The organism is Couchioplanes caeruleus (assembly GCF_023499255.1).
GTDB lineage: Bacteria > Actinomycetota > Actinomycetes > Mycobacteriales > Micromonosporaceae > Actinoplanes > Actinoplanes caeruleus_A.
In genome coordinates, this window is the sequence record NZ_CP092183.1 from 5,377,401 (window position 1) to 5,398,686 (window position 21,286).

The window sequence follows — 21,286 nt, forward strand, 5'->3', positions numbered from 1 at the left end:
CCTGACCTAGAGTGATCGACATGTCCGTCTGGCCGACCAGTCCCGCCCACCACCGCTGGCTCGACCAGCACAGCCGCGACCTGCTCGCCTTCGGGCGCCGCACCGCCGACCCCGGCGGCGGCGCCCGCTGGCTCGACGACCGCGGCGAACCCGAGCCGGGCCGGCCCACCTCGGCGCTGATCAGCTGCCGGATGACCCACGTGTACGGCATCGGCGCGCTGCTCGGCGTGCCCGGCGCCGGCCGGATCGCGGCCCAGGCGATGGCCGGGCTCACCGGCCGGCTGCGCGACGCCGAACACGGCGGCTGGCACTCCTCGGTCGCCGAGGACGGCACCGCGGAGCCGGGCAAGAGCTGCTACGACCACGCGTTCGTGCTGCTGGCCGCGTCCACCGGGGTGCAGGCCGCCCTGCCCGGCGCCGACGACCTGCTCGCGGAGGCGTCGCAGGTCTTCCTGGACCGTTTCTGGGACGACAAGGCCGGCATGTGCGTCGACACGTGGGACACCGCGTTCAGCATCCTCGACGACTACCGCGGCATCAACGCCAACATGCACACCGTCGAGGCGATGCTGTCCGTGGCGAGCGTGACCGGCGACCGCGCCTGGATCGACCGCGCCGTGCGCATCTGCCGCTTCGTCGTGGCCGCCGCCTCGGACCACCGGTGGCGCATCCCCGAGCACTACGACGCCACGTGGACGCCCCAGCCCGACTACAACATCGACAAACCGGACCACGCCTTCAAGCCGTACGGGGCGACGATCGGCCACGGCCTCGAGTGGTCCCGCCTGCTGCTGCACACCGCGTCCGCCCCGACCGTGGGCGACCCGTCCTTCTTCGCCTCCGCCGCCCGCAACCTCTTCGACCGGGCCGTCGCCGACGGCTGGGCGGTCGACGGGAACCCCGGCTTCGTCTACACGACCGACTGGACGGGCCGCCCCGTCGTCCGCGACCGCATGCACTGGGTGGCGGCCGAGGGCATCAACGCGGCGGCGGCGCTGCACGCGTACACCCGGGAACAGGCGTACGCGGACTGGTACCGCACGTGGTGGGACTACACGGAGGCGTACCTGATCGACCACGAGCACGGCTCCTGGTTCCACCAGCTGGACCCGGCGAACCGGCCGACGGCGACGGTCTGGCCCGGGAAGGCGGACCTGTACCACGCCTTCCAGGCGACGCTCGGAGCCCGGGTGCCGCTGTGGCCGATGCTGGCGACGGCCGTGGACGAGCACCTGGGGCAGGCCGGCAGCGGCAGTGCGTGAGCGGATCCGTCGCTAGAGTGTCCTGGGGTGGAACGACACGGTCCGTGCGACACGAGCTGTGCAGGAGGCTTGCCTGATGCCCGAGTTCGACTTCCCGATCTGGCTCCGGGCGAGCCACCTGATCAACTTCTTCCTCATGGGACTGCTGATCCGGTCCGGCTGGCAGATCATCGCGACGCACCCCCGGTTCTACTGGCGCAACGATTGCGGGCCGGGCACCGAGTGGATCAAGTTCACCAAGCGGGTCGTGCCGCCCGAGGAGGGCGCGTTCATGGCCCGCGACGACGAGTCGTCGCTGCCCAGCTGGCTGGCCCTGCCCGGGGCGAGGAACATCGGGCTGGGCCGGCACTGGCACGGGCTCGTCTCCGTCCTCTGGGTGCTCAACGGGGCGGCGTACGTCGGCCTGCTGTTCCTCACCGGCGAGTGGCGCCGGATCGTGCCCACGTCCTGGGACCTCGTCCCGCAGGCCTGGGAGTCGCTGAAGATCTACGCCGGGTTCGGGGTGCCGAGCATCGAGCACTTCACCCCGTACGACGCCCTGCAGCACCTGCTCTACTTCACGGTCGTCTTCGTCGCCGCCCCGCTGATGATCGCCACCGGGCCCGTCATGTCGCCGGCGGTGATCGGCCGGTACCCGTGGTACCCGAAGATCTTCGGTGGCCGGCAGGCGGCGCGCTCCATCCACTTCCTCGGAATGGTGTTCCTGACCGCTTTCATGGTCATGCACATCGCGCTGGTGTTCATCGTCCACCGCGACCACAACGTCACGCAGATGGTCTTCGGCTCGTACGACCCGGCGCGGGTGGCGCAGGCGACGACCGTCATGGTGCTGGCGACGCTCCTGGTGGTCGCCGCCTGGATCGCGATCAGCTACCTCAGCATCCGCGACGTACGGGCCACCCAGCGGTTCCTGTTCCGCCTGCTCGAGCCGATCCGGGCGGTCACGGTCAACCGGATGCACCCGCGCACCCGCGAGGCGGGCACGTACACCGAGAAGGACATCTCGCCGTACCACTGGAGCAACGGCAGACATCCCACGCCGGAGGAGTCGCCCGAGTGGCACGCGCTCGCCGCGAACGGGTTCCAGGACTACGTCCTGCGGATCGGGCCGGCCGACAACCCGGTGACCGTGACGTTCGACCAGCTCAGGGCGCTGCCCCAGCAGGAGCAGATCACCATGCACACCTGCATGCAGGGCTGGACGGGCATCGCCAAGTGGAAGGGCCCGAAGGTCGCCGACGTCATGGCCCTGGGCGGTGAGCGGCCGGCCGACGCCCGGTACCTGCTGGTCACCTCGTTCGGGACGGCGCAGAAGATGCACGGGGACCGGCCGCTCGAGCCGTACTACTCCTGCATCCCGCTGGCGGACTGCCTGGAGGACGAGTCCATCTTCGCCTGGTCGATGAACGACCAGCCGCTGCCGTGGACCTTCGGTGCCCCGCTGCGGCTGCGGGTGGAGTCCATCCACGGGTACAAGATGGTCAAGTACGTACGCTCCGTGGAGTGGATCGCCGACTACCGCACGGTGGGCGACGGCATGGGCGGCACCCGGGAGGACTCCGGCTACCAGGCGATCAACGCCCGCATCTGATCGTCCCGACCGCGTGCCGCCCCTGCGCGTCTCTACTTCACCGGCACCCAGGCGTCCCGGTCCGTCACGTCGACCGGCTTCAGCCCCTCGGCGATCTTCCTGACCTCCGTGGCCGGCAGGGCGTTGCTGAACATCCCGTCGACCTGGATGAAGTAGTCACCCAGGACCCGGGTGCACACCGGCTGCTCGTAGCAGTGGACGCCCTTCTTGCCGCGGATCGCCTCGTCCTTGAGGGTGCTCCGGGAGACGAAGATCTTCACCGTCCGCGGCGTGACCTCGTCCACCACGGCGGCCCGGTCCTTGTCCGCCAGCGGGCCGTCGTGCAGGTACAGCTCCGAGACCGTGGTGCTCAGGTCGGCGTCGGTCTCGGTCACCGCGATCGGCTGCCAGCCCGCGGGCAGGTAGCCGAACCGGTACGGCGCCCGCACCGGCCGCTCCGGCACCACGCTCAGCGCCTCGGCGACCGCCACCGCGTCCTCGGTGCTCTGGTTGACCTGCGCGTCGCCGGGGACGTACGTGGCCCAGGCGCCGGGCTCGTACTCCCAGGCCAGCGCCACCCGCGTGAAGCCGCCCGCCGGGTCGAACGACGGGCTCGCCGACGGGGAGCCGGGCATGTTCACCATGGCCGAGGCGTACGTGACCTTGTGGCCGACGCCGGGCCGGCCGGCGACCGTGACCGTGAACTCGGGGCCCAGCTTGGTCCGCGACCCGGCCCGCCGGAAGCTGTCCGGGTCGTAGACGCCCGGCCGGTAGACGGTGATCATGCCGTCGACCAGCGGATAGTCCTTGCCGTCGTCACCGGGCCAGGTGGCGCCCTCGCGGTAGACCGGCACCTCCTGGTAGCCGGACGTCACCTCGCCCGCCGGCCCGATCCGGTACTCACCGGCCCGCGCGTCGCCGAAGACGGTGGTGAAGCCGGCCGGCAGCGTGATCCCACCGGGCTGCGCCGCGGACTGCCCGGCCGCCTGCCGGGTGGCCGGCGCGGATCCGAGGCCGGACACCGCCGCTACCGCGATCGCCAGGCAGGCAGCCCCGGCGCCGGTAGCCGCGGCGAGGCGGCGACGGGTACGGATCCGCCCGGCCCGGGCAATGATGTCATCGGTGCTGGTACGCGGCGCAGGTGCGGAATCCCGCGCCGATTCCAGCACGTCACGAACGTGATAGGACATGGTCCTCCTCCTCGCGCAGGGTGATGTCCTCGGCGGCCAGCACGGCCCGCAACGTGTCCAGTCCCCGCGAGCTCTGGCTCTTGACGGTGCCGCTCCGGCACCCCAGGACCTCCGCGGTCTCCCCGACGCTGAGGCCCTCGAGGAACCTCAGCACCAGAACCGCGCGCTGCCGGGGCGGCACTCGAAGCAGGGCGGCATGCAACCGCAGGCGTTCATCGACGTCACCGGACCGGTCCCGTACCGGCACGTCGGGCAGGGCGTCCCCAGCCGACCGCTCCCGCCGCCACGGCCGCCGCTTCTCCCCGATCGCAGCCCGAATCACCATGGTCCGGGCATACGCCTCAGGCGTGCTCACCTTGTTCCACCGCAGATAAAGCTTGGCCAACGCGCCGGCAACCGCATCCTCGGCAGCCTGCCAATCACCGCAGGTCACGTACGCGAGAGCGCGCAGCGGCTCGAACCGGACCCGGACGAACTCGCGAAAGCCCTCGTCGTCTTCGGCATCCACTCGGTAGTGCTCCCTTCGTCGCCACCTAGAGGCGCGCCGGCCGGCGAAGGGTTGCACACCGGGTCCAACTTTTTCGGCCCGGCTCACTTCCAAGCCCCGGCCTCGTCGTCGCAGCGTCGTGCCGGAATTCGCCGGGGCGATGGCACCTCGCGCTCTGCCGTACGACGTCAGTGCCCGTCTGAGCCGTATCGCTCGACGAGCGCGCTGCCGATCGAGGCGAGGCGGTCCCGCACACTCGGAGGACCGGTCACCTCGACCCATTCGACCAGCCCGGCAAGCTCGCCGGCGAGAATGTCCTCGTCGCTGCCGCGGATCACGACCTCGATGCGGCCGTCGGTCGTGGAACCTCCCACCTCGAGCCGACCGCCGAACGCCATCCGGAGCATGCCTGTCTCCTCAGGCGCGCACACCGCCCGGGCCGCGACGGGTGTTCGTCTGCGGTCGACCTCGTCCGCGATCGCGCGCCAGCTCTCGGCAAGGTCGAAGTCATCGGGCCGGTGCACGGGATCGCCGGTCGGGTCGACGGACGACACGCGGTCGATCCGGAAAGTTCGCCGGCCGGCCTCGGTGCCGGAGACGAGGTACCACGCCGCGCCTTTGGCGACGATGCCGAGCGGGTGCACGGTTCGCTCGGTTCCGGTGCCTTCCCGGTCGACGTAGCCGAGGCGGACCTGGACGCCGCGGATCACCGCGTCCTGGACTTCGTCGAGGAAGCGGGGTGGCCGGGGCTCGACCCGGCTCCACCCCCATTGGTGGGGGTCCATGACCAGCGACGCCGCCGCCGCCTCCGCCTGCACGCGGAACGGCTGCGGCAGGGCATGGACGAGTTTGCGCAGCGCCGCTTTCACCGCCGGCGTCACAGCCGAGGCAGGGCCGGCGACCAGGAACAGGGCGCGGGCCTCCCCCGCGGTCAACCCGGACAGGTCGGTGCGGGCGCCGCCCACGAGGCGCCAGCCGCCGCCCCGGCCCTGCACGGAGTACACGGGCACACCGGCCATGCCCAGGGCGTCGAGGTCGCGGCGGGCGGTGCGCTCGGATATCTCCAACTCTCGGGCGACTTCCGCTGCTGTCACCTGCTCGCGGCGTTGCAGCAGGAAAAGGATGGCCATCAACCGGTCGGCTCGCACTCCGACAACACTTCCGTTAAAACCGGTCAAGAGGTGACCGGTATCGGTCGGCAGGATGCCGGCATGACAATCGACTTTCCTCGGCCCACCCGCGTTTCGGTCAACGGTGTGGAACTCGAAGTCTTCGAAGCCGGCCGGCAGAACGCGGAGAAGCCCATCGTGCTCTGTCACGGCTGGCCGGAGCACGCCTTCTCCTGGCGCCATCAGATTCCCGCTCTCGCGGCAGCGGGCTACCACGTCATCGTCCCGAACCAGCGCGGTTACGGCACCTCGTCCCGCCCGACCGAAGTCACCGACTACGACATCGCCCACCTGTCGGGTGACCTCGTCGCCCTCCTCGATCACTACGGATACGACGATGCCACGTTCGTCGGTCACGATTGGGGCGCAGCCGTCGTCTGGGGCCTGACCCTGTTGCACCCGAACCGGGTCAACAAGGTGATCAACCTGAGTCTGCCGTACCTCGTGCGCGGAGACATCCCCTGGATCGAGGGCATGGAAGCCGTGCTCGGCAGCGACTTCTATTTCGTCCACTTCAACCGGCAGCCGGGCGTCGCGGACGCCGTGTTCCAGGAGAACACGTTCCAGTTCATCCGGAACCTGTACCGGAAGAACGTACCCTTCGCGGAGCCTGAGCCGGGCAATGCGTTGATCAACCTCGCCAGGGCGGAAACTCCACGGGGTGAGCCCGTCATGAGTGACGACGAACTGGCTGTCTTCGTCTCGGCCTTCGAATCGACAGGGTTCACGGGCGGAATCAATTGGTACCGAAACCTGGACCGCAACTGGCGCCTGCTGGCGGACGTGGACCCGGTCATCCGGCAGCCCACGCTCATGATCTACGGCGACCGCGACACGGTCGCGAGGTCGGAGAGACTGACGGAATTCGTGCCGAATGCGGAAGTGGTCAGTCTGGACTGCGGTCATTGGATCCAGCAGGAGAAGCCGCAGGAAACGACCGCGGCGATGCTGACGTGGCTGGACCAGCGGGATCCCGCCTGACACTCCAGCAGTACATCCGCTGCACGGTCCGGCTGAGGGCTCGCGGTTCGTAGTCGCTGGTCATTCCCCTCGCGCTGCGGGTTGGTGGCGTCAGCGCCAGCCCGCAGTGGCGTGCGCCGGAGTGCGTCCGCCTCCGGTGGTGCGCATAGGCGTCCCTCCTGACGGACGTTCGTCGCCGCCATCCGCTGACAGCAGATTTCCTTGGTATGCCGGCGTTTCCCGGCCGATCGTGGAGGCCGCGACGCCCGGCACGAGGAGACGGAATCATGCAACTGACACATGGGGTCAGCCCCTGGACCGCGGGGTCCATCGACGACCAGGTGGCCGCGCGGCTGCTGCATCAGCGGATCATCGTGCTCGGGAGTGAGGTCGACGATCCGGTGGCGAACCGGCTGTGCGGGCAGCTCCTGCTGCTCTCCGCCGAGGACCCGCTCGGAACGATCAGCCTCTACATCAACTCTCCGGGCGGGTCTGTCAGCGCCGGGCTCGCCATCTACGACACCATGCGGCTGATTCCGAACGACGTCAGCACACTCGCCCTCGGTCTGGCCGGGAGCATGGGCCAGTTCCTGCTCACCGCGGGTACGCCGGGTAAGCGCTTCAGCCTTCCGCACGCGCAGGTTCTCATGCACCAGGGGTCCGCCGGCTTCGGTGGCACCGCAGCTGACGTGGAGATCTACGCCGACCAGCTGGAACGAATCGGGACCACCCTGCTACGGCTCACCGCCGAGCACACCGGGCAGAGCATGGCGACCGTCGAACGCGACAGCAGGCGGGACCGGTGGTTCACCGCTGAAGAAGCCCGGGAGTACGGACTGATCGACCACATCCTGGGCAGCGTCGACGACGTACGCCCCACCGTGCAGCGTCTGCCGATGGGGCTGAGCGCATGAGCCAGTACACGATTCCCACCGTGGTCGAGAAGACGCCGACCGGTGAGCGCGCCTACGACATCTACTCGCGGCTGCTGTCCGACCGCATCATCTTCCTCGGCACCGAGATCGACGACGGTGTCGCCAACGTGGTGATCGCCCAGCTGCTGCACCTCGAGTCGGCCGGCGAGCAGGAGATCGCGCTGTACATCAACTCGCCGGGCGGCTCGTTCAGCGCGCTCACGGCGATCTACGACACCATGAACTTCATCCGCTGTGACGTCACGACATTCTGCGTGGGGCAGGCGTCGTCGGCGGCGGCGGCTCTGTTGGCGGCCGGCACTCCCGGCAAGCGCTCGGTGCTGCGGCACGCCAAGGTGACGCTGCACCAGCCGTCGAGCCAGGCCCGGGGCACACTGCCCGACCTGGCGGTCGAGGCGAAGGAGGTGGCGAAGGTGCGGGCCGAGATGGACCGGATCCTCGCCGACCACACCGGCCACTCGACAGCGAAGATCCGGGAGGACACCGACCGCAGCATGGCGCTGACCGCGGCGGAGGCGGTCGCCTACGGCCTGGCCGACCGGGTGATCACCACCCGCCCCTCCCGCGCGTACCGGCTGAGCGCGTAGAAGGCGGGCAGGCCCCGTTCGGATCAGGCGGCGAGCAGCATGACGTCGCCGCTGCGCCGGGGTCGGATCGGGGCCGGCGCGGGAGCGGCCCGGCGCAATCGGGCGGGGTCCAACTGCAGCACGGTGGCCCGGCCGGCGGTGAGGTCCTGCCGCACCTCGGCGAGCATGTCGACCAGGTCGAGGCCCAGCGAGTCGCAGACCGCCGCCACGATCTCCGAGCTGGGCTCCTTGAGGCCGCGCTCGACCTCGGAAAGGTACTGCACTGAGACGTTCGCGTCGCGAGCCACCTCGGCGAGTGTGCGGCGCTGCTCCCGCCGCCGGCGGCGCAGCACCTCGCCGACCACCGTCCGCAACAGCGGCCGGCGATGACCATCGGTGTGCCGCAGGTCTGCCATAGGCTCACCCTAGGTCGTGACCTGGCCTTCTCGAGGTCCCGGGCGTTAAGCCAGGAGCGAAGCCGCCGGCCGGCCCGGTGTGGCACGCACGTCGAGCCCCGGCAGCTCTCGCTCAGTAGCGGAACTTGTGCCGGGCGCTGCGGCGGTTCACCCGGGCCGGCAGGTCATCCACATTCTCGCGTGGAGGCCGTAGCTCGTCCGGCTCACGGCCCTGGGTAAAATCCCGCATTGTCACGACGAAGCCCTGGACCAACCGGTCCGCACGCAGGTCGCGGTACGTGGCCTCGACCAGCACCTGGGTTCCGTCGGCCCGGAGCAGTGAGCAGTACACCACCCCGTCCCCGGAGCTGCGGAAGGCCTGGCGCAGCGGGACGCGATCATCCGGGTGCACGAGGTCGTCGAGGGTGGCCAGGGGTGGCAGGTCGTCCGTGCCGAGCAGGTCGCGCAGGGACGGGCTGGCGTACCGGATGCGTTGATCCTCGTCGATCACCACCATGATGTCCGCGCTGTTGCGGATCACCGCGCGCAGGTAGAGGTCGCTGTCGCGGCGGCCGACCGCCTCCACCAGGGAGATGCGGTCCAGGGCGAGCGCCGCCTGGCCGGCCAGGACCTCGAGGGTGTCGCGCGTGGCGGTGAGGACGTCCCGCCGGCCTTCGAGGATGAGGGCTCCGCCGCTGGGCCGGGCGACGGCGAGCGGTTCGAGCCTCAGCGGGCAGACCAGCGTGGCGTAGTCACGGTCGGAGTCCTCGGTCCACCAGCTCCGGTGCGCCGGGCCGGGCGCCGCTTCGAGCGTGAGCTGGTGGTCGTCGAGGGCGAAGACGGTGCTGCGGATCGCGTACGGTGGCATGAGCTGGGCGACAGCGGCCCGGACGGCCGCGTCGACGGCCGCTGCGTCGGCCGCGGCGACCAACGCGGCGCTCGCCTGCCGCAGGGCCCGTTCCCGCGCCAGGGCCTGGCCGTTCAGGGTCACCGAGTCGGTCAGTCGGGTGATGGTCAGCAGAAGCGTGATCGCACCGGCCGCAGCGATCACCACGCCGTCATTGACCGTGCCGTGGATCGCCTCGATCAGCAGAACCACCGGCGGGGTGGCGACGGAAATTCCCAGCAGCGCCGTCCAGCGCGCCCGCCACGGGCTCGGCCTCGGCGCCGCGGGCTCGGTGAGCCTGACCATCGACGGGTGCAGCGCGGCGGCGCCCCAGGCCAGGTAGAGCACCACGAACCCGGACTCGCTCAGCCGCCCCGGCCACAACGGCTGCACGATGTCACTGACCAGGACACCCACCGCCCCGATGACCAGCAGCACGGCGGAGAGATTCCGCCCTACGGCGAGGAGCACGCGGGCGACCACCGCGAGGAGCAGCAGGGCCCCGATCACGTACGCGCCGGAGACGTTGCCGATCCGGCCCGCGTCGCCGATGACGAACACCCAGACCACGAGCAGCGTGGAGCACGCGAACGCGAGCAGGTCGATGAGCCGCGCCCGCTCGACGAGGATCGCACCGACCCGGGTCAGCTGCAGCAGGCTCCACGCGACGAGCACGAACATGGCGTAGAAGGAGAATTCGGCGACGCCCGGCCGCCCCAACGCGGTCAGCACGTCGCCCACGGCGCTCGCGACGATGGCGCCGGCGAGCAGCAGCCAGGGGCCGGGCCGGGCGGGCCGGTGACGACGTACGCCGTAGACGATGGCGGCAGCGCTGCCACATCCCAGCACAACCCATTCGAAGGCCCTCAGCACGCCTAACTAGTACCAGCGGCGTTGCAGCGTGTCCACGTCGGTATATACGTAGCGCTACGCTTTGTACCATCCCGGCCCGGCTTGGCAATCGACGCGACCAGCGGCGCCCGGCACGCCGGATCGAGTGTCATCCCATCGTGGTCCGAGCGTCGGCGGGAGCGGATGTGGCGATTGTCGTCGGCCTGCTGTGCGCCGTGGTCGGAGCGACGGTTGGCGCTCTGGTCACCTACCTCTCGACTCGCTCCACCATGAGACTGACGCTGGAGCACACTTACGATCAGAACCTGCAGAGCAAACGCCTCGAGCGTTACCAGGAACTGTTCCACGTCTCGCGTTGCCTGCCCCGTTACTTCCTCCCGGGAGAAGAGCCCGACAGGATGGAGCTTCTGGCCTTCAGGGAGACCTTCAGCGCCTGGTATTTCGGCGAGAAGGGAGGCGGCATGTTCCTTACTCCCGCCTCGCAGGAGCTCTCCTTGAGGCTCCTGAATCTCCTCGTGGAGATCGGGTCCGACGATGCCGGGTCGCCCCGGTTGCGGGCGGCGGAGTCGCGACAGGTACGGGAGCTCGCCGGTGAGCTGAGGCACCAGCTGGCCGAGGACGTCGGCGCTTCCCACCCACCCGGGCTGCGGTGGACGAGGCCCGGCAAGACCTCACCTCCGCCGCCGGGCATAGCCGAGTGAGCAGGACCGCCTGACCCGGCGGCTCAGCGGGCCCGCGCGACCGCCCCGTACCCCGTGGCCTCCGCCGGTGTCGGACGCGGTCCCGGGCCGGGGCGCCAGTCGGACACCGAGACGATGCCCGGTTCGAGCAGCTCGAGTCCCTCGAAGAACCGCGACACCTCCGCCAGCGGCCGGGGGCTGAACCTGGGCTTGATCGGCTCGTTGACCGCGTTCATGGCCGCGATCGTCTCCGGGTCCAGCGGGTCGAACGTCGCGTGGGACAGCACCAGGTAGCTTCCCTGCGGCATCGCGTCGAAGAGGCGTTTGACGATCGCCCAGGGGTCCTCGTGGTCCTCGACGAAGTGCAGGATCGCCACCAGCAGCAGCGCCACCGGCTGGGAGAAGTCCAGCGTCTCCCGTACGGCCGGGTCGTCGAGGATCGACTCGGGGTCCCGGACGTCGGCGTCGATGTACGCCGTGCGGCCCTCGTCCGAGCTGGTCAGCAGCGCTCGGGCGTGGGTGAGGACGAGGGGGTCGTTGTCCACGTACACGATGCGGGATTCCGGGGCGAGGGACTGTGCCACGTCGTGCACGTTCTCCGCCGTGGGCAGGCCGGTGCCGATGTCGAGGAACTGGCGGATGCCGGCCTCGGCGGTGAGGTGGCGGACCGCGCGGCGCATGAAGGCACGGTTCTCCCGGGCCGCGGTGCGGATGTGCGGGAAGACCGAGGCGATCGCCTCCGCCGCCTCGCGGTCGGCCTGGAAGTTGTCCTTACCGCCCAGCCAGTAGTCGTACCGTCGCGCTGGGTGAGGCTTGGTCGCGTCGATACGGACCGCGCCCGGCCGGGTGTCGCCGTCGGTGCCCACCACGATCTCCTGTCGTCCGTGACAATGTGGCGAGCGGATGCCCCGGGTGTCCGTGGCATCCGCTCGCGCCATCGTAGTGGCAGATCGCCGTGGCCGTCAGACGCCGGTGAGGCTGCGACCCGGCCGGCGGTAGACCGTCCAGGTGACGACCACGCAGAGCGCGTAGAAGACGATGAACGCCAGGTACGCCGCGTCGGCCGTCTTGTACTCCAGGAAGGACTGCCGGAACGCCAGGTTGACCAGCACGCCGCCGAAGGCGCCGATCGCGCCGGCGATGCCGATGACCGCGCCGGAGAGGCGGCGGGCCTCGTGCTCGTCGCCCGGGTTCTTCAGGGCGAAGATGCGCGGGATCATCTTGTACGTCGAGCCGTTGCCGATGCCGCTGAACACGAACAGGGCGACGAAGCCGACGAGGTGGAGCGGCAGCGACGTGAGCCGGGAGGCGAGCAGGACGATGCTCGCGCCGGCCGCCATCGCGACGAAGTTCCAGAACGTGACGCGGGCGCCGCCGAGGCGGTCTGCGAGGGCCCCGCCGACCGGGCGGATGAGCGAGCCGAGCAGCGGGCCGAGGAACGTCAGGTACGCGGCCCTGACCGGGGTGCTGAACACGTCGCCGAACTGGACCTGCAGCACCTGGCCGAAGGCGAAGCCAAAGCCGATGAACGAGCCGAACGTGCCGATGTACAGCAGCGACATGATCCAGGTGTGCGGCTGCCGGGCGGCGTCGCGCATCCCCCGCTTCTCGTTGCGGGCCTGGCTGAGGTTGTCCATGGACAGCGCCGAGCCCACCGCGGCGGCGACGATCAGCGGCAGGTAGATGCCCGCCACGATCCCGGGGCGGCCGGCGCCGACGACGGCCAGCACGAACAGCCCGACGAGCTGCACCGCGGCCACGCCCACGTTGCCGCCGCCGGCGTTGATGCCCAGCGCCCAGCCCTTGAGCCGGTCCGGGTAGAACGCGTTGATGTTGGCCATCGACGAGGCGAAGTTGCCGCCGCCCACCCCGGCGGCCGCGGCGAGCAGCAGCAGCGTGCCGTACGAGACCCCGGGCTCGATCAGGAACGCGGCCAGCAGCGCCGGGACGAGCAGCATCGAGGCGCTGATGATGGTCCAGTTGCGTCCGCCGAACCGGGCCACCGCGAACGTGTACGGGATCCGCAGCACCGCCCCCACCAGCGCCGGCACCGCGGTGAGCAGGAACTTCCCGGCCGGGTCGACGCCGTACGCGGGCCCGAGGAACAGCACGAGCACCGACCACAGCGTCCACACGGAGAAGCCGATGTGCTCGGAGAAGATCGAGAAGGTCAGGTTGCGCCGGGCGATCGCGGCGCCCCGCTGTTCCCAGAAGATCGGGTCCTCGGGCCGCCAGTCGTCGATCCAGTGACCGCGGACGCTGACGGCGGGACGTTCCAGGGTGGTGGCGCTCACAGAAGTACCTCCGAGGGGATCACGAGCATGTCGTCGGCGTCGACGGTGACGGGATAGACCTTCACGGGCGGCAGGTCGCCGCGGGCACAGCCGGTGGTCAGGTCGAAGGCGGTCAGGTGCAGCGGGCAGATCACGACCTCGGCGTCGATCTGCCCGTCGGCGAGGGGCCCGCCCTTGTGCGGGCACACCGCGGACACGGCCCGCACCGAGCCGTCACGCAGCCGGAAGACGGCGACCATCTCCCCGGCGACGGCGTACGTGCGTCCCTCTCCCAGGGGGATGTCATGGACGGAACCGAGCCGGGTGCTCATCGGACCGGCACCTGAGGCAGGAGCACCAGCGGCAGCGAGGTCCGGAATTGTCCCGGTGTCGCGGGTTCGGCACGTTCCCTCCACGGGTCCCGGTAGGCGGCCACGGAGGCGGCCATCGCGGCGTCCAGGTCGGCGGCGATGCCGTCCGCGTCGTCGACGACCACCTTGCGAAGGCGCTCGATGCCCACCCGGGGGACCCATGCGTACGTGCGCTCGAGCCAGTTGGCGTTCTCGCGGTAGTACTGCAGGAACCGCCCGGTGAGCGTGATGACCTCGTCGGCGGAGTCCACGGTGGCCAGCAGGTCGCCCTTGCGCACGTGCGCGCCCGCGGCACCGCCGACGTAGATCTCCCACTTGCCGCCGTCGATGGCGACCACACCCAGGTCCTTCACGTACGCCTCGGCGCAGTTGCGCGGGCACCCGGTGACCGCGAGCTTCATCTTGCCCGGGCCCTCGATGCCCTGGTAGCGCTCCTCCAGCGCGATGCCCAGCGCGGTGGAGTCGCCCACCCCGAAGCGGCAGAACTCGGAACCCACGCAGGTCTTCACGGTGCGGAAGCTCTTCCCGTACGCCCAGCCCGAGGGCATGTCGAGGTCCGCCCAGATCTGCGGCAGCTTCTCCTTGGGTACGCCCAGCAGGTCGATGCGCTGGCCGCCGGTGAGCTTGACCATCGGCACGGCGTGCTTCTCGGCCACCTCCGCGATTCGCTTGAGCTGCGCCGGGGTGGTCACGCCGCCCTTCATCTGCGGTACCACGGAGAACGTGCCGTCGCGCTGGATGTTGGCGTGCACGCGGTCGTTGATGAACCGGGCGTCGCGCTCGTCCTCGTACTCGCCGCCCCACATCATCTTGAGCAGCGAGGCCAGCCCCATCTTGCTCTTGGCGTCCTCCTTGCCGCCGGGCACCAGCGTGGCGAAGACCGCGGAGACACTCTTGAGGCCGTGCTCGCGGATCGCTCGCATCAGCTCCGGCTTGGGCATGGGTACGCCGGGGACGTACCAGCTCGCCGCCGGGTCCTCCTCGACCTCGCCGCCGGCGGCCCACTCGACGATGCGCTGCACGAGCGGCTTGCAGGTGCCGCAGCCCTTGCCGGCCCGGGTCTTGTCCATGACGCCGGAGACGGTCTTGCAGCCGCTCTGCACGGTGGAGCAGATCGCGCCCTTGCTGACGCCGTTGCAGTTGCAGACCTGCGCGTCGCCGGGCATCTCGGCCGGGCTGACCTCCGCGGGCGGGCCGCCCAGGTCGAACATCAGCTCGGCGCGCTCCTCCGGCAGCGCCAGCCCGCGGTCGAAGGCCTGCATGAGGAACGCGACCTTGCGGACGTCACCGACCAGCGTCGCGCCGACCAGCCGGCCGTCGCGGATGATCACCGACTTGTAGACGCCCTTGCGCGGTTCGGCGTACGTGAGGGTCTCGTCGTCGTCGGACTCGGGCTCCTTGAGGCCCATGGAAGCCACGTCCACGCCGGCCACCTTGAGCTTCGTGGCGACCCGCGAGCCGTGGTACGCCGCGTGCGGGTCCCGGCCGGTGATGTGGTCGGCGAGCACCTTCGCCTGATCCCAGAGCGGGGCGACCAGGCCGTACGTCTCGCCGCGGTGCTGGGCGCACTCGCCGACCGCGTAGATGTCGGCCTCGCCCTGCACCCGCATCTGGTCGTCGACGACGATGCCGCGCTCGACGGGCAGCCCACTGGCCTGCGCCACGTCGGCGTTGGCGCGGATGCCGGCGGCGACCACCACGACGTCGCAACCGATCGTCCGGCCGTCGGCCAGCTTCACGCCGGTCACCGAGTGCTTGCCGAGGATCTCGGTGGTCTGCGCGCCGACCACCACCTCGATGCCGAGCTTCTCGACGCTGCGCTGCAGGGTCGCGCCCGCCTCGGCGTCCAGCTGGGTGTTCATCAGGTGGCCCATGGCGTGCACGAGCGTCACGTGGCTCAGGTGGTTCTGCAGGCCGCGCGCCGCCTCCAGGCCGAGCAGGCCGCCGCCGATGACGACCGCCCGCTCGTGCTCGCGGGCGTACCGGATCATCGCCCGGGTGTCGTCGAGCGTGCGGAAGGCGAAGACGCCCTGGTGGTAGCCGCGGCCGGGGCGGTGGATGCCGGGGATCGGCGGGACGAACGCGCGGCTGCCGGTGGCGATGATCAGCTTGTCGTACGGGGTCGCGCTGCCGTCCTCCGCGTACACCACCTTCGCGGCCCGGTCGATGCGCGTGATGCGGGTGCCGGTGTGCAGGGTGATGCCGTTGTCGGCGTACCAGGACAGGTCGTTGAGGAAGATGCCGGACTCGTCCTCCACGCCCGCGAGGACGTTGGAGAGCATGATCCGGTTGTAGTTGCCGTACGGTTCGTCGCCGAACATCGTCACGGCGAAGTCGCCGTCACGGGCGAGGATCTCCTCGACGGTCCGGGCGCCGGCCATGCCGTTGCCGATGATCACGAGACGCGGTGACTGCATGTCAGCAGTTCCCTCCTGGTTCTTCGGTACGCGCGATCGCGACCGCGCACGCCTTGAAAGCGGGCATCCGGGAATGCCGGTCGAGCGCGGGATCGGTGAGGGCGTTGACGGCGTTGTCGCCGCCCCAGTGGAAGGGCGCGAAGACGGTGTCGGGGCGGATCCCCGGGTTGAGCCGGGCGCGGAAGAACGCCCGCCCGCGGCGGCTGCGCAGCTCGACCATGTCGCTGTCCGCGATCCCGTGCCGCCGCGCCAGATCGGGGTGCAGCTCGACGCGGGGCTCCGGCATCGCCACGCTGAGCGCGGCGACCCGGCGGGTCTGGTTGCCGCTCTGGTACTGCTGCATCGTCCGGCCGGTCGTCAGGACGTACGGGTAATGCCGGTCGGGCATCTCGTGCGGGTCGCGGTGCTCGACCCGTACGAAACGGGCCCTGCCGTCCGGGGTCGGGAAGCCGTCGGCGAACAGCCGCGGCGTGCCGGGGTGGTCCTCGCTCGGGCACGGCCAGAACACGCCCTGCTCGGCATCCACCCGCTCCCAGGTGATGCCGGCGTAGTCGGCGATCCCGCCCGCGCCGGCGCGGCGCAGCTCCTCGAAGACCTCGCGCGGCTCGTCGGTGAAGTACTCGCCGCGGCCGAGGCGGTCCGCGAGGTCCTTGAGGAAGCGCAGGTCGGTGCGGACCTCGGGCGGTGGGGGCAGGGCCCGCCGGCGGCGGATGACCCGGCCCTCGAGGTTGGTCATCGTGCCCTCCTCCTCCGCCCACTGCGCGGTCGGCAGCACGACGTCGGCGAGCGCGGCCGTCTCGGAGAGGAAGATGTCGCTGACCACGAGCAGGTCGAGGGCGCGGAGCCGGTCGATGACGTGGTTCGCGTGCGGAGCGGAGACGGCGATGTTGCTGGCCAGCACGAGCAGCACCCGGACGCCGCCGTCGGTGCCGAGGCGGTCGAGCATCTCGTACGCGCTCTTGCCGGGCCGGGGCAGCTCGTCGGGGTCGACGCCCCACACCTTCGCGACGTGCGCGCGGGCGGCCGGGTCGTCGAGGCGGCGGTACCCGGGCAGCTGGTCGGCCTTCTGACCGTGCTCGCGGCCGCCCTGCCCGTTGCCCTGGCCGGTGATCGTGCCGTAGCCCGAGTACGGCCGGCCGACGAGGCCCAGCGCGAGGGCGAGGTTGAGGTAGGCCTGGGCGGTGTCCGTACCGTTGCTGTGCTGTTCGGCGCCGCGCGCGGTGAGGATCATCGCCGGCTTCCCGGTCGCCAGCAGGCGGACCGTCTCGCGCAGGTGCGCCTCGGGGACGCCGGTCATCCGCTCGACCCGCCCGGGCCAGTAGGAGTTCACCGCGGCGCGGACGGCGTCGAAGCCGGTCGTGCGGTCGCGGATGTACTCCTCGTCGACCAGGCCCTCCCGGATGGCGATGTGCAACAGGCCGTTGGCCAGCGCCAGGTCCGTGCCGGGCAGGGGCTGCAGATGCCGGTACGCGCCCTTCGCGGTCGCCGTCAGCCGCGGGTCCACGACGATGTGCCGGGCGCCCTCGGCCCGCCCGGCGTCCAGATACTGCATCGACGGCGGCATCGCGTCGGCCGGGTTGGCACCGACGAGCAGGACCGTACGGGCCTGAGCAAGGTCCTCGAGCGGGAACGGCAGCCCGCGGTCGACGCCGAGCGCCCGGTTGGCGGCCGTGGCGGCCGACGACATGCAGAACCGGCCGTTGTAGTCGATGGACGCCGAGCGCAGCGCCACCCGGACGAACTTGCCGAGCGTGTACGCCTTCTCGTTGGTCAGCCCGCCCCCGCCGAACGCGCCGACGCTGTCCGGCCCGTACGCCTGCTGGCTGGCCCGGATCGCCGCGACGATGCGCTCCATGGCCTCGTCCCAGGTGGCCTCGCGCAGCGGGCTCCTGCGGTCCGCGGGGTCCTTGCGGACCAACGGGGTGAGCAGGCGGTCCTTGTGGTCGAGCAGCTCCGCGGCTGTCCAGCCCTTGGCGCACAGCCCGCCCCGGTTCACCGGGAACTCGGCGGGCTCGAGCCGCACCCGCGGAATCTCGGGCGTCAGCCGGATGCCGCACTGCAGAGCGCAGTACGGGCAATGGGTCTCGGTCACCGTCACGCCACCGATCGTGCTGGCGTGGCGTTTCGGTCACCGGCGCCGCACGATTGCGCCGACGTACGGAAATCCCTACAACCGGCCGGCGGTCGTTGTGAGATCGGCGTACCGGGCCGCCACCAGGTCCACGACGGCCCGGTCCTCGCACAGCGGCGGCGTGACCCGGTCCGCTCCGGCGCTGTGCAGCGCCCGGTAGAACAGCCCCTCGGCGAGCAGGTACGCGGCCACGGTCACCCGCTCGGCGCCCTGCTCCCGCAGGTGAGCGACGACCTCGGGGACGCGGCGATCGGTGCCGGAGGCGTACGCGACCGTCGCGCCCAGCTCGGCGGCCACCCGGTCGATGTCAGCGCGCCACGCCGGATCGGAGGACCCGGCCGCTGCCAGCACGACGGCGTCCCCACCGGTCAGGTGTCTCCGAAGGCCGTCCACGAGGACCGGGTCCGGGCCCAGCGGCGGTGCGACTCTCGCCCCGCTGACCGCCGCGGCCTCCGCGATGTCCACGCGTACGTGATAGCCGGCCGAAAGCAGCAACGGCACGATCACTGTGTCGGGGCTGACGGCGACCTCCCCGACGCGGGGCTCCTGCACGTCCACGTAGGCCAGCCGCACGTCGAGGTCCGGGCGGCGCAGGGCGACCCGGTCCACGAGACCGCGGATCTGCGCCTGGCCGGCCGCGGAACGCGTACCGTGCGCGACCGCCAGCAGGACCGTCACGGTTCGTCCACCCTCAGCCGGTAACCCCGTTTGATCACTGTCTCGATGTGCCCGCCGCCGCCCAGCGCGGTCCGCAGCCGGGCGATCGCCACGTCCACGGCATGCCCGTCGGTGCCCCGCGGCAGCACCCCGGCCAGCCGGTCCTTGGAGACGACGGTCCCCGGCCGGTCGGCGAGCGCCGCGAGAATCGCCATCGCGGCCGGCGCGAGGGTCTGCAACCGCCCCCCGATCAGCACGGCGTGCCCCCGGATCTCCAGCTCCTCACCGGCCACCGCCAGCCGGACGGCCCGCCGCGGCAACTCGTCGGTGACCACCTTGACCAGGGCCCCCAGCCGCGACCGGTGCGGCGTGACGACCGGAACGCGCCGCTCCACCAGCGAAGCAGCGGTGACCGGCCCGACGCAGGCCGCCATGGTCCGGCCCCGGAACCGGTCCAGCACCTCTCCCGCGGCGTCGGCGGCGATGTCGAGCAGGGCCTGCACGGCCGGGGCGCTGGTGAAGGTGACGGCGTCGACCTGCCCTGCGACCACCTGACCGACGAGCCGGCGTACGGGTGCCGGATCCGGCGGCAGCGTCCACCGGTACACCGGAACCTCCACGACGGCGGCCCCGGCAGCCCGCAGCGCCGCGGTGAACTCCGCCTGCGGCCCGCCGTGCAACTGCACCGCGATCCGCCGCCCGGCGATACCCTGCGACAACAGCCGCTCCAGAATCTCCTCTGACGACTCGGTGGCGGCCGACCACTCCTCGCTCAGGTCGGCGGCCCGGATCGCGCCGCACGGCTTCGCCCCCCGCGCGATCAGCCGGGCCCGCCCCAGCGCGGCCCGCAGGGTGTCACCCATCCCCCACCCCTCGGCGGCCTCCAACCACCCCCGGAACCCGATCCCGGTCGTGGCGATGACGATGTCCGGCGCCAGCCCCACACAGGCCTCCGTGGCATGCAACAGCGCCTCGTCGTCCCCCAACGGCACGATCGTGATGGCGGGAGCGACCACCACCCGGGCCCCCCGCCGCTCCAACAGGGCGGCCAGCTCCTCCCGCCGCCGCTCGGCGGTCACGGCCACGGTGAAGCCGGCAAGCGGCCCGGCATCGGCGATCTGGTCGACGGTCACCGTCCGATGCTCGCCAGCTGCTATTTCGGGCCGCGATCTCGAATGTTTCCCCGGTGATAACGCGGCATCACTTCCCGGCCCCCACGTCCGTGAGATCACCCGAGCGAGGGACCAAGCGGCCGGGCCGAGACCCCGATGCGACGGACGAGGGCATCGTTCTGCACGCAGTCCGAGGAAAGACCCCGGTGGCGTCGTCACCGGCGGTACGAACCCTGATCTTCGACTCGAAGATGTGGTGCCGGTTCGGCGCGTGAATGAACTTCCCTGATCGAGATGGCGGTTCAACCGCCACCTGCCCCGTCGTGGATCGCTAAATGTAATTTGAGAAGGAAAATTCGCGCTGCTACACGCGGCCGCGTTGGAAGCGGCACGACGAGACGACATGCCGATCTCCAGCGGCGCACAGCCGAGAATGGAATACCGGGTGCCCAACGTCGCTGGACGGCGTCGGCACCCTCGCCTTTCCGATCCATTGCGGCGGCGTCTTTCCGTGCCTCCAAACCTGCTAGGCGCGCTCGGCGAGCATGTCACCGCCACCCGCTACGAGGTCCGGTTCGGTGAGAGCGCCGAGGAGACCGCGCGCGGCATCCGGGAAGCCGGTGACACGCGGGTGCTCGTGCTCTGGTCGTTCTACTCGCCGAACGCGGGCGCGCTCGCCGAGGAATTGACGCTGATCCGTTCGCTCGCCGACGGCTCGAATCGTCTCGCATGTCGCGGGCGGCGTGCACGCCACGGCCGAGCCGGTGCGGACGCTGGACGCGTGCTGGGACATGGCTGCGATCGGTGAGGGCGATCGGGTCAGGGTGGCGCAAGCTATCAGGGCTGGTCGTTGAGGCTCTGGCGGGCTGAGGCGAGCACGGTCGGGTCCTCGCATCCTCGGGCGTACCCGGCGATCCGCCGGCGAATGTCGCGGCCGAGCAGCCACCCGCCGATCCGCTCGGCGGCCGGGCGCAGCACGGCAGGCCGGCACCGGAAGTTGTATCGCCAGGTGGCAACGGTGTGGCCGGGCTGGTCCTGTGCGGGCGCGAAACGCCAGCCGCCGCCGAACATCTCGAAGAACCACGGCCCGCGCACCATCTTCATGCCGACGTTGGTGGGCGGGTGGAACGACACGTACTCGCTGATCATCGTGATGCCGTGCCGCGACCGGGTGAAGGTGCGCACGCCCCGGCCAGGCCGGGTGGCGCCATCGATGAAGTGCTGCTCCCGCACGAACGGATCCCACCGGTACCGCACCGGTGCGGTGGTCTGCGACACGGCGAAAGCGACATCCGGCGGCACGGGGACGACGATGGTCGCCTCAATGACAGGCACACCGCCATCCTCGCCCATCCACAGCCGCTCAGGGAGAC

20 protein-coding genes are annotated in these 21,286 nt (G+C 70.8%); 7 read left to right on the forward strand and 13 right to left on the reverse strand.

The window, feature by feature from the left end:
* The first annotated feature begins 20 nt into the window (after positions 1-20).
* Positions 21-1,262, forward strand: a complete 1,242-nt coding sequence (locus COUCH_RS24990) for an AGE family epimerase/isomerase (protein ID WP_249607635.1) — start codon at positions 21-23, stop codon at positions 1,260-1,262.
* 76 nt (positions 1,263-1,338) lie between these two features.
* Positions 1,339-2,853 carry a molybdopterin-dependent oxidoreductase gene (locus COUCH_RS24995; protein ID WP_249607636.1) on the forward strand — a complete coding sequence of 505 codons (1,515 nt, stop codon included), beginning with the start codon at positions 1,339-1,341 and terminating at the stop codon, positions 2,851-2,853.
* A gap of 32 nt (positions 2,854-2,885) precedes the next feature.
* Here the strand turns inward: COUCH_RS24995 and COUCH_RS25000 are convergent, their stop codons facing one another.
* The 3 genes from COUCH_RS25000 to COUCH_RS25010 all read right to left on the reverse strand — a co-directional run bounded on the left by COUCH_RS25000 (position 2,886) and on the right by COUCH_RS25010 (position 5,828).
* Positions 2,886-4,022: a hypothetical protein gene (locus tag COUCH_RS25000; RefSeq protein ID WP_249607637.1), complete on the reverse strand. Its 1,137-nt coding sequence runs from the start codon at positions 4,020-4,022 to the stop codon at positions 2,886-2,888.
* The gene (locus COUCH_RS25005) at positions 4,003-4,530 is read right to left on the reverse strand and encodes a SigE family RNA polymerase sigma factor (RefSeq protein ID WP_249607638.1); all 528 of its coding nucleotides are present in this window, start codon (positions 4,528-4,530) and stop codon (positions 4,003-4,005) included. The genes COUCH_RS25000 and COUCH_RS25005 overlap by 20 nt, the downstream gene beginning before the upstream one ends.
* 167 nt (positions 4,531-4,697) lie before the next feature.
* Positions 4,698-5,828 (reverse strand): helix-turn-helix transcriptional regulator, encoded by a 1,131-nt coding sequence (locus tag COUCH_RS25010; protein WP_249607639.1) that lies wholly within the window; start codon positions 5,826-5,828, stop codon positions 4,698-4,700.
* Between COUCH_RS25010 and COUCH_RS25015 the strand changes: the two genes are divergently transcribed.
* The 3 genes from COUCH_RS25015 (at position 5,766) to COUCH_RS25025 (ending at position 8,160) form a co-directional block, all read left to right on the forward strand.
* Entirely contained in the window at positions 5,766-6,659 is an 894-nt protein-coding gene (locus COUCH_RS25015) for an alpha/beta fold hydrolase (RefSeq protein ID WP_249607640.1), read from the forward strand. The genes COUCH_RS25010 and COUCH_RS25015 overlap by 63 nt on opposite strands.
* A 266-nt stretch (positions 6,660-6,925) precedes the next feature.
* Positions 6,926-7,552, forward strand: coding sequence for a ClpP family protease (locus tag COUCH_RS25020; RefSeq protein WP_249607641.1), 627 nt, complete (start codon positions 6,926-6,928; stop codon positions 7,550-7,552).
* Positions 7,549-8,160 (forward strand): ClpP family protease, encoded by a 612-nt coding sequence (locus tag COUCH_RS25025; RefSeq protein WP_249607642.1) that lies wholly within the window; start codon positions 7,549-7,551, stop codon positions 8,158-8,160. Before COUCH_RS25020 ends, COUCH_RS25025 begins: the two co-directional genes overlap by 4 nt.
* Before the next feature lie 23 nt (positions 8,161-8,183).
* Here the strand turns inward: COUCH_RS25025 and COUCH_RS25030 are convergent, their stop codons facing one another.
* Both COUCH_RS25030 and COUCH_RS25035 read right to left on the reverse strand, forming a co-directional pair.
* Positions 8,184-8,555 carry a helix-turn-helix domain-containing protein gene (locus COUCH_RS25030; RefSeq protein ID WP_249607643.1) on the reverse strand — a complete coding sequence of 124 codons (372 nt, stop codon included), beginning with the start codon at positions 8,553-8,555 and terminating at the stop codon, positions 8,184-8,186.
* A gap of 112 nt (positions 8,556-8,667) precedes the next feature.
* Positions 8,668-10,293, reverse strand: coding sequence for a PAS domain S-box protein (locus COUCH_RS25035; protein ID WP_249607644.1), 1,626 nt, complete (start codon positions 10,291-10,293; stop codon positions 8,668-8,670).
* 164 nt (positions 10,294-10,457) lie between these two features.
* Between COUCH_RS25035 and COUCH_RS25040 the strand changes: the two genes are divergently transcribed.
* Positions 10,458-10,973 (forward strand): hypothetical protein, encoded by a 516-nt coding sequence (locus tag COUCH_RS25040; RefSeq protein WP_249607645.1) that lies wholly within the window; start codon positions 10,458-10,460, stop codon positions 10,971-10,973.
* Positions 10,974-10,996: 23 nt separating this feature from the next.
* Here COUCH_RS25040 and COUCH_RS25045 read toward each other — a convergent pair whose 3' ends face one another.
* From COUCH_RS25045 to COUCH_RS25075, 7 genes are all read right to left on the reverse strand, one after another.
* Positions 10,997-11,818, reverse strand: a complete 822-nt coding sequence (locus COUCH_RS25045) for an SAM-dependent methyltransferase (protein ID WP_249607646.1) — start codon at positions 11,816-11,818, stop codon at positions 10,997-10,999.
* Positions 11,819-11,914: 96 nt separating this feature from the next.
* Complete coding sequence (locus COUCH_RS25050) at positions 11,915-13,246, reverse strand: nitrate/nitrite transporter (protein ID WP_249607647.1); 1,332 nt, start codon at positions 13,244-13,246, stop codon at positions 11,915-11,917.
* Complete coding sequence (locus tag COUCH_RS25055; protein WP_249607648.1) at positions 13,243-13,557, reverse strand: Rieske 2Fe-2S domain-containing protein; 315 nt, start codon at positions 13,555-13,557, stop codon at positions 13,243-13,245. The genes COUCH_RS25050 and COUCH_RS25055 overlap by 4 nt, the downstream gene beginning before the upstream one ends.
* Positions 13,554-16,013, reverse strand: coding sequence for a nitrite reductase large subunit NirB (gene nirB, locus COUCH_RS25060; protein ID WP_249607649.1), 2,460 nt, complete (start codon positions 16,011-16,013; stop codon positions 13,554-13,556). Before nirB ends, COUCH_RS25055 begins: the two co-directional genes overlap by 4 nt.
* A gap of 1 nt (position 16,014) precedes the next feature.
* Positions 16,015-18,111 carry a molybdopterin oxidoreductase family protein gene (locus COUCH_RS25065; RefSeq protein WP_249607650.1) on the reverse strand — a complete coding sequence of 699 codons (2,097 nt, stop codon included), beginning with the start codon at positions 18,109-18,111 and terminating at the stop codon, positions 16,015-16,017.
* Positions 18,112-18,180: 69 nt separating this feature from the next.
* Positions 18,181-18,822: a sirohydrochlorin chelatase gene (locus tag COUCH_RS25070; RefSeq protein ID WP_249607651.1), complete on the reverse strand. Its 642-nt coding sequence runs from the start codon at positions 18,820-18,822 to the stop codon at positions 18,181-18,183.
* Positions 18,819-19,919, reverse strand: a complete 1,101-nt coding sequence (locus tag COUCH_RS25075; RefSeq protein ID WP_249613804.1) for a uroporphyrinogen-III synthase — start codon at positions 19,917-19,919, stop codon at positions 18,819-18,821. The genes COUCH_RS25070 and COUCH_RS25075 overlap by 4 nt, the downstream gene beginning before the upstream one ends.
* 397 nt (positions 19,920-20,316) lie before the next feature.
* On the opposite strand from COUCH_RS25075, the gene COUCH_RS25080 reads away from it, so the two are divergent.
* The gene (locus COUCH_RS25080) at positions 20,317-20,721 is read left to right on the forward strand and encodes a hypothetical protein (RefSeq protein WP_249607652.1); all 405 of its coding nucleotides are present in this window, start codon (positions 20,317-20,319) and stop codon (positions 20,719-20,721) included.
* A 29-nt stretch (positions 20,722-20,750) separates the two neighbouring features.
* Here COUCH_RS25080 and COUCH_RS25085 read toward each other — a convergent pair whose 3' ends face one another.
* Complete coding sequence (locus tag COUCH_RS25085) at positions 20,751-21,248, reverse strand: SRPBCC family protein (protein ID WP_249607653.1); 498 nt, start codon at positions 21,246-21,248, stop codon at positions 20,751-20,753.
* Between the last annotated feature and the right edge of the window lie 38 nt (positions 21,249-21,286).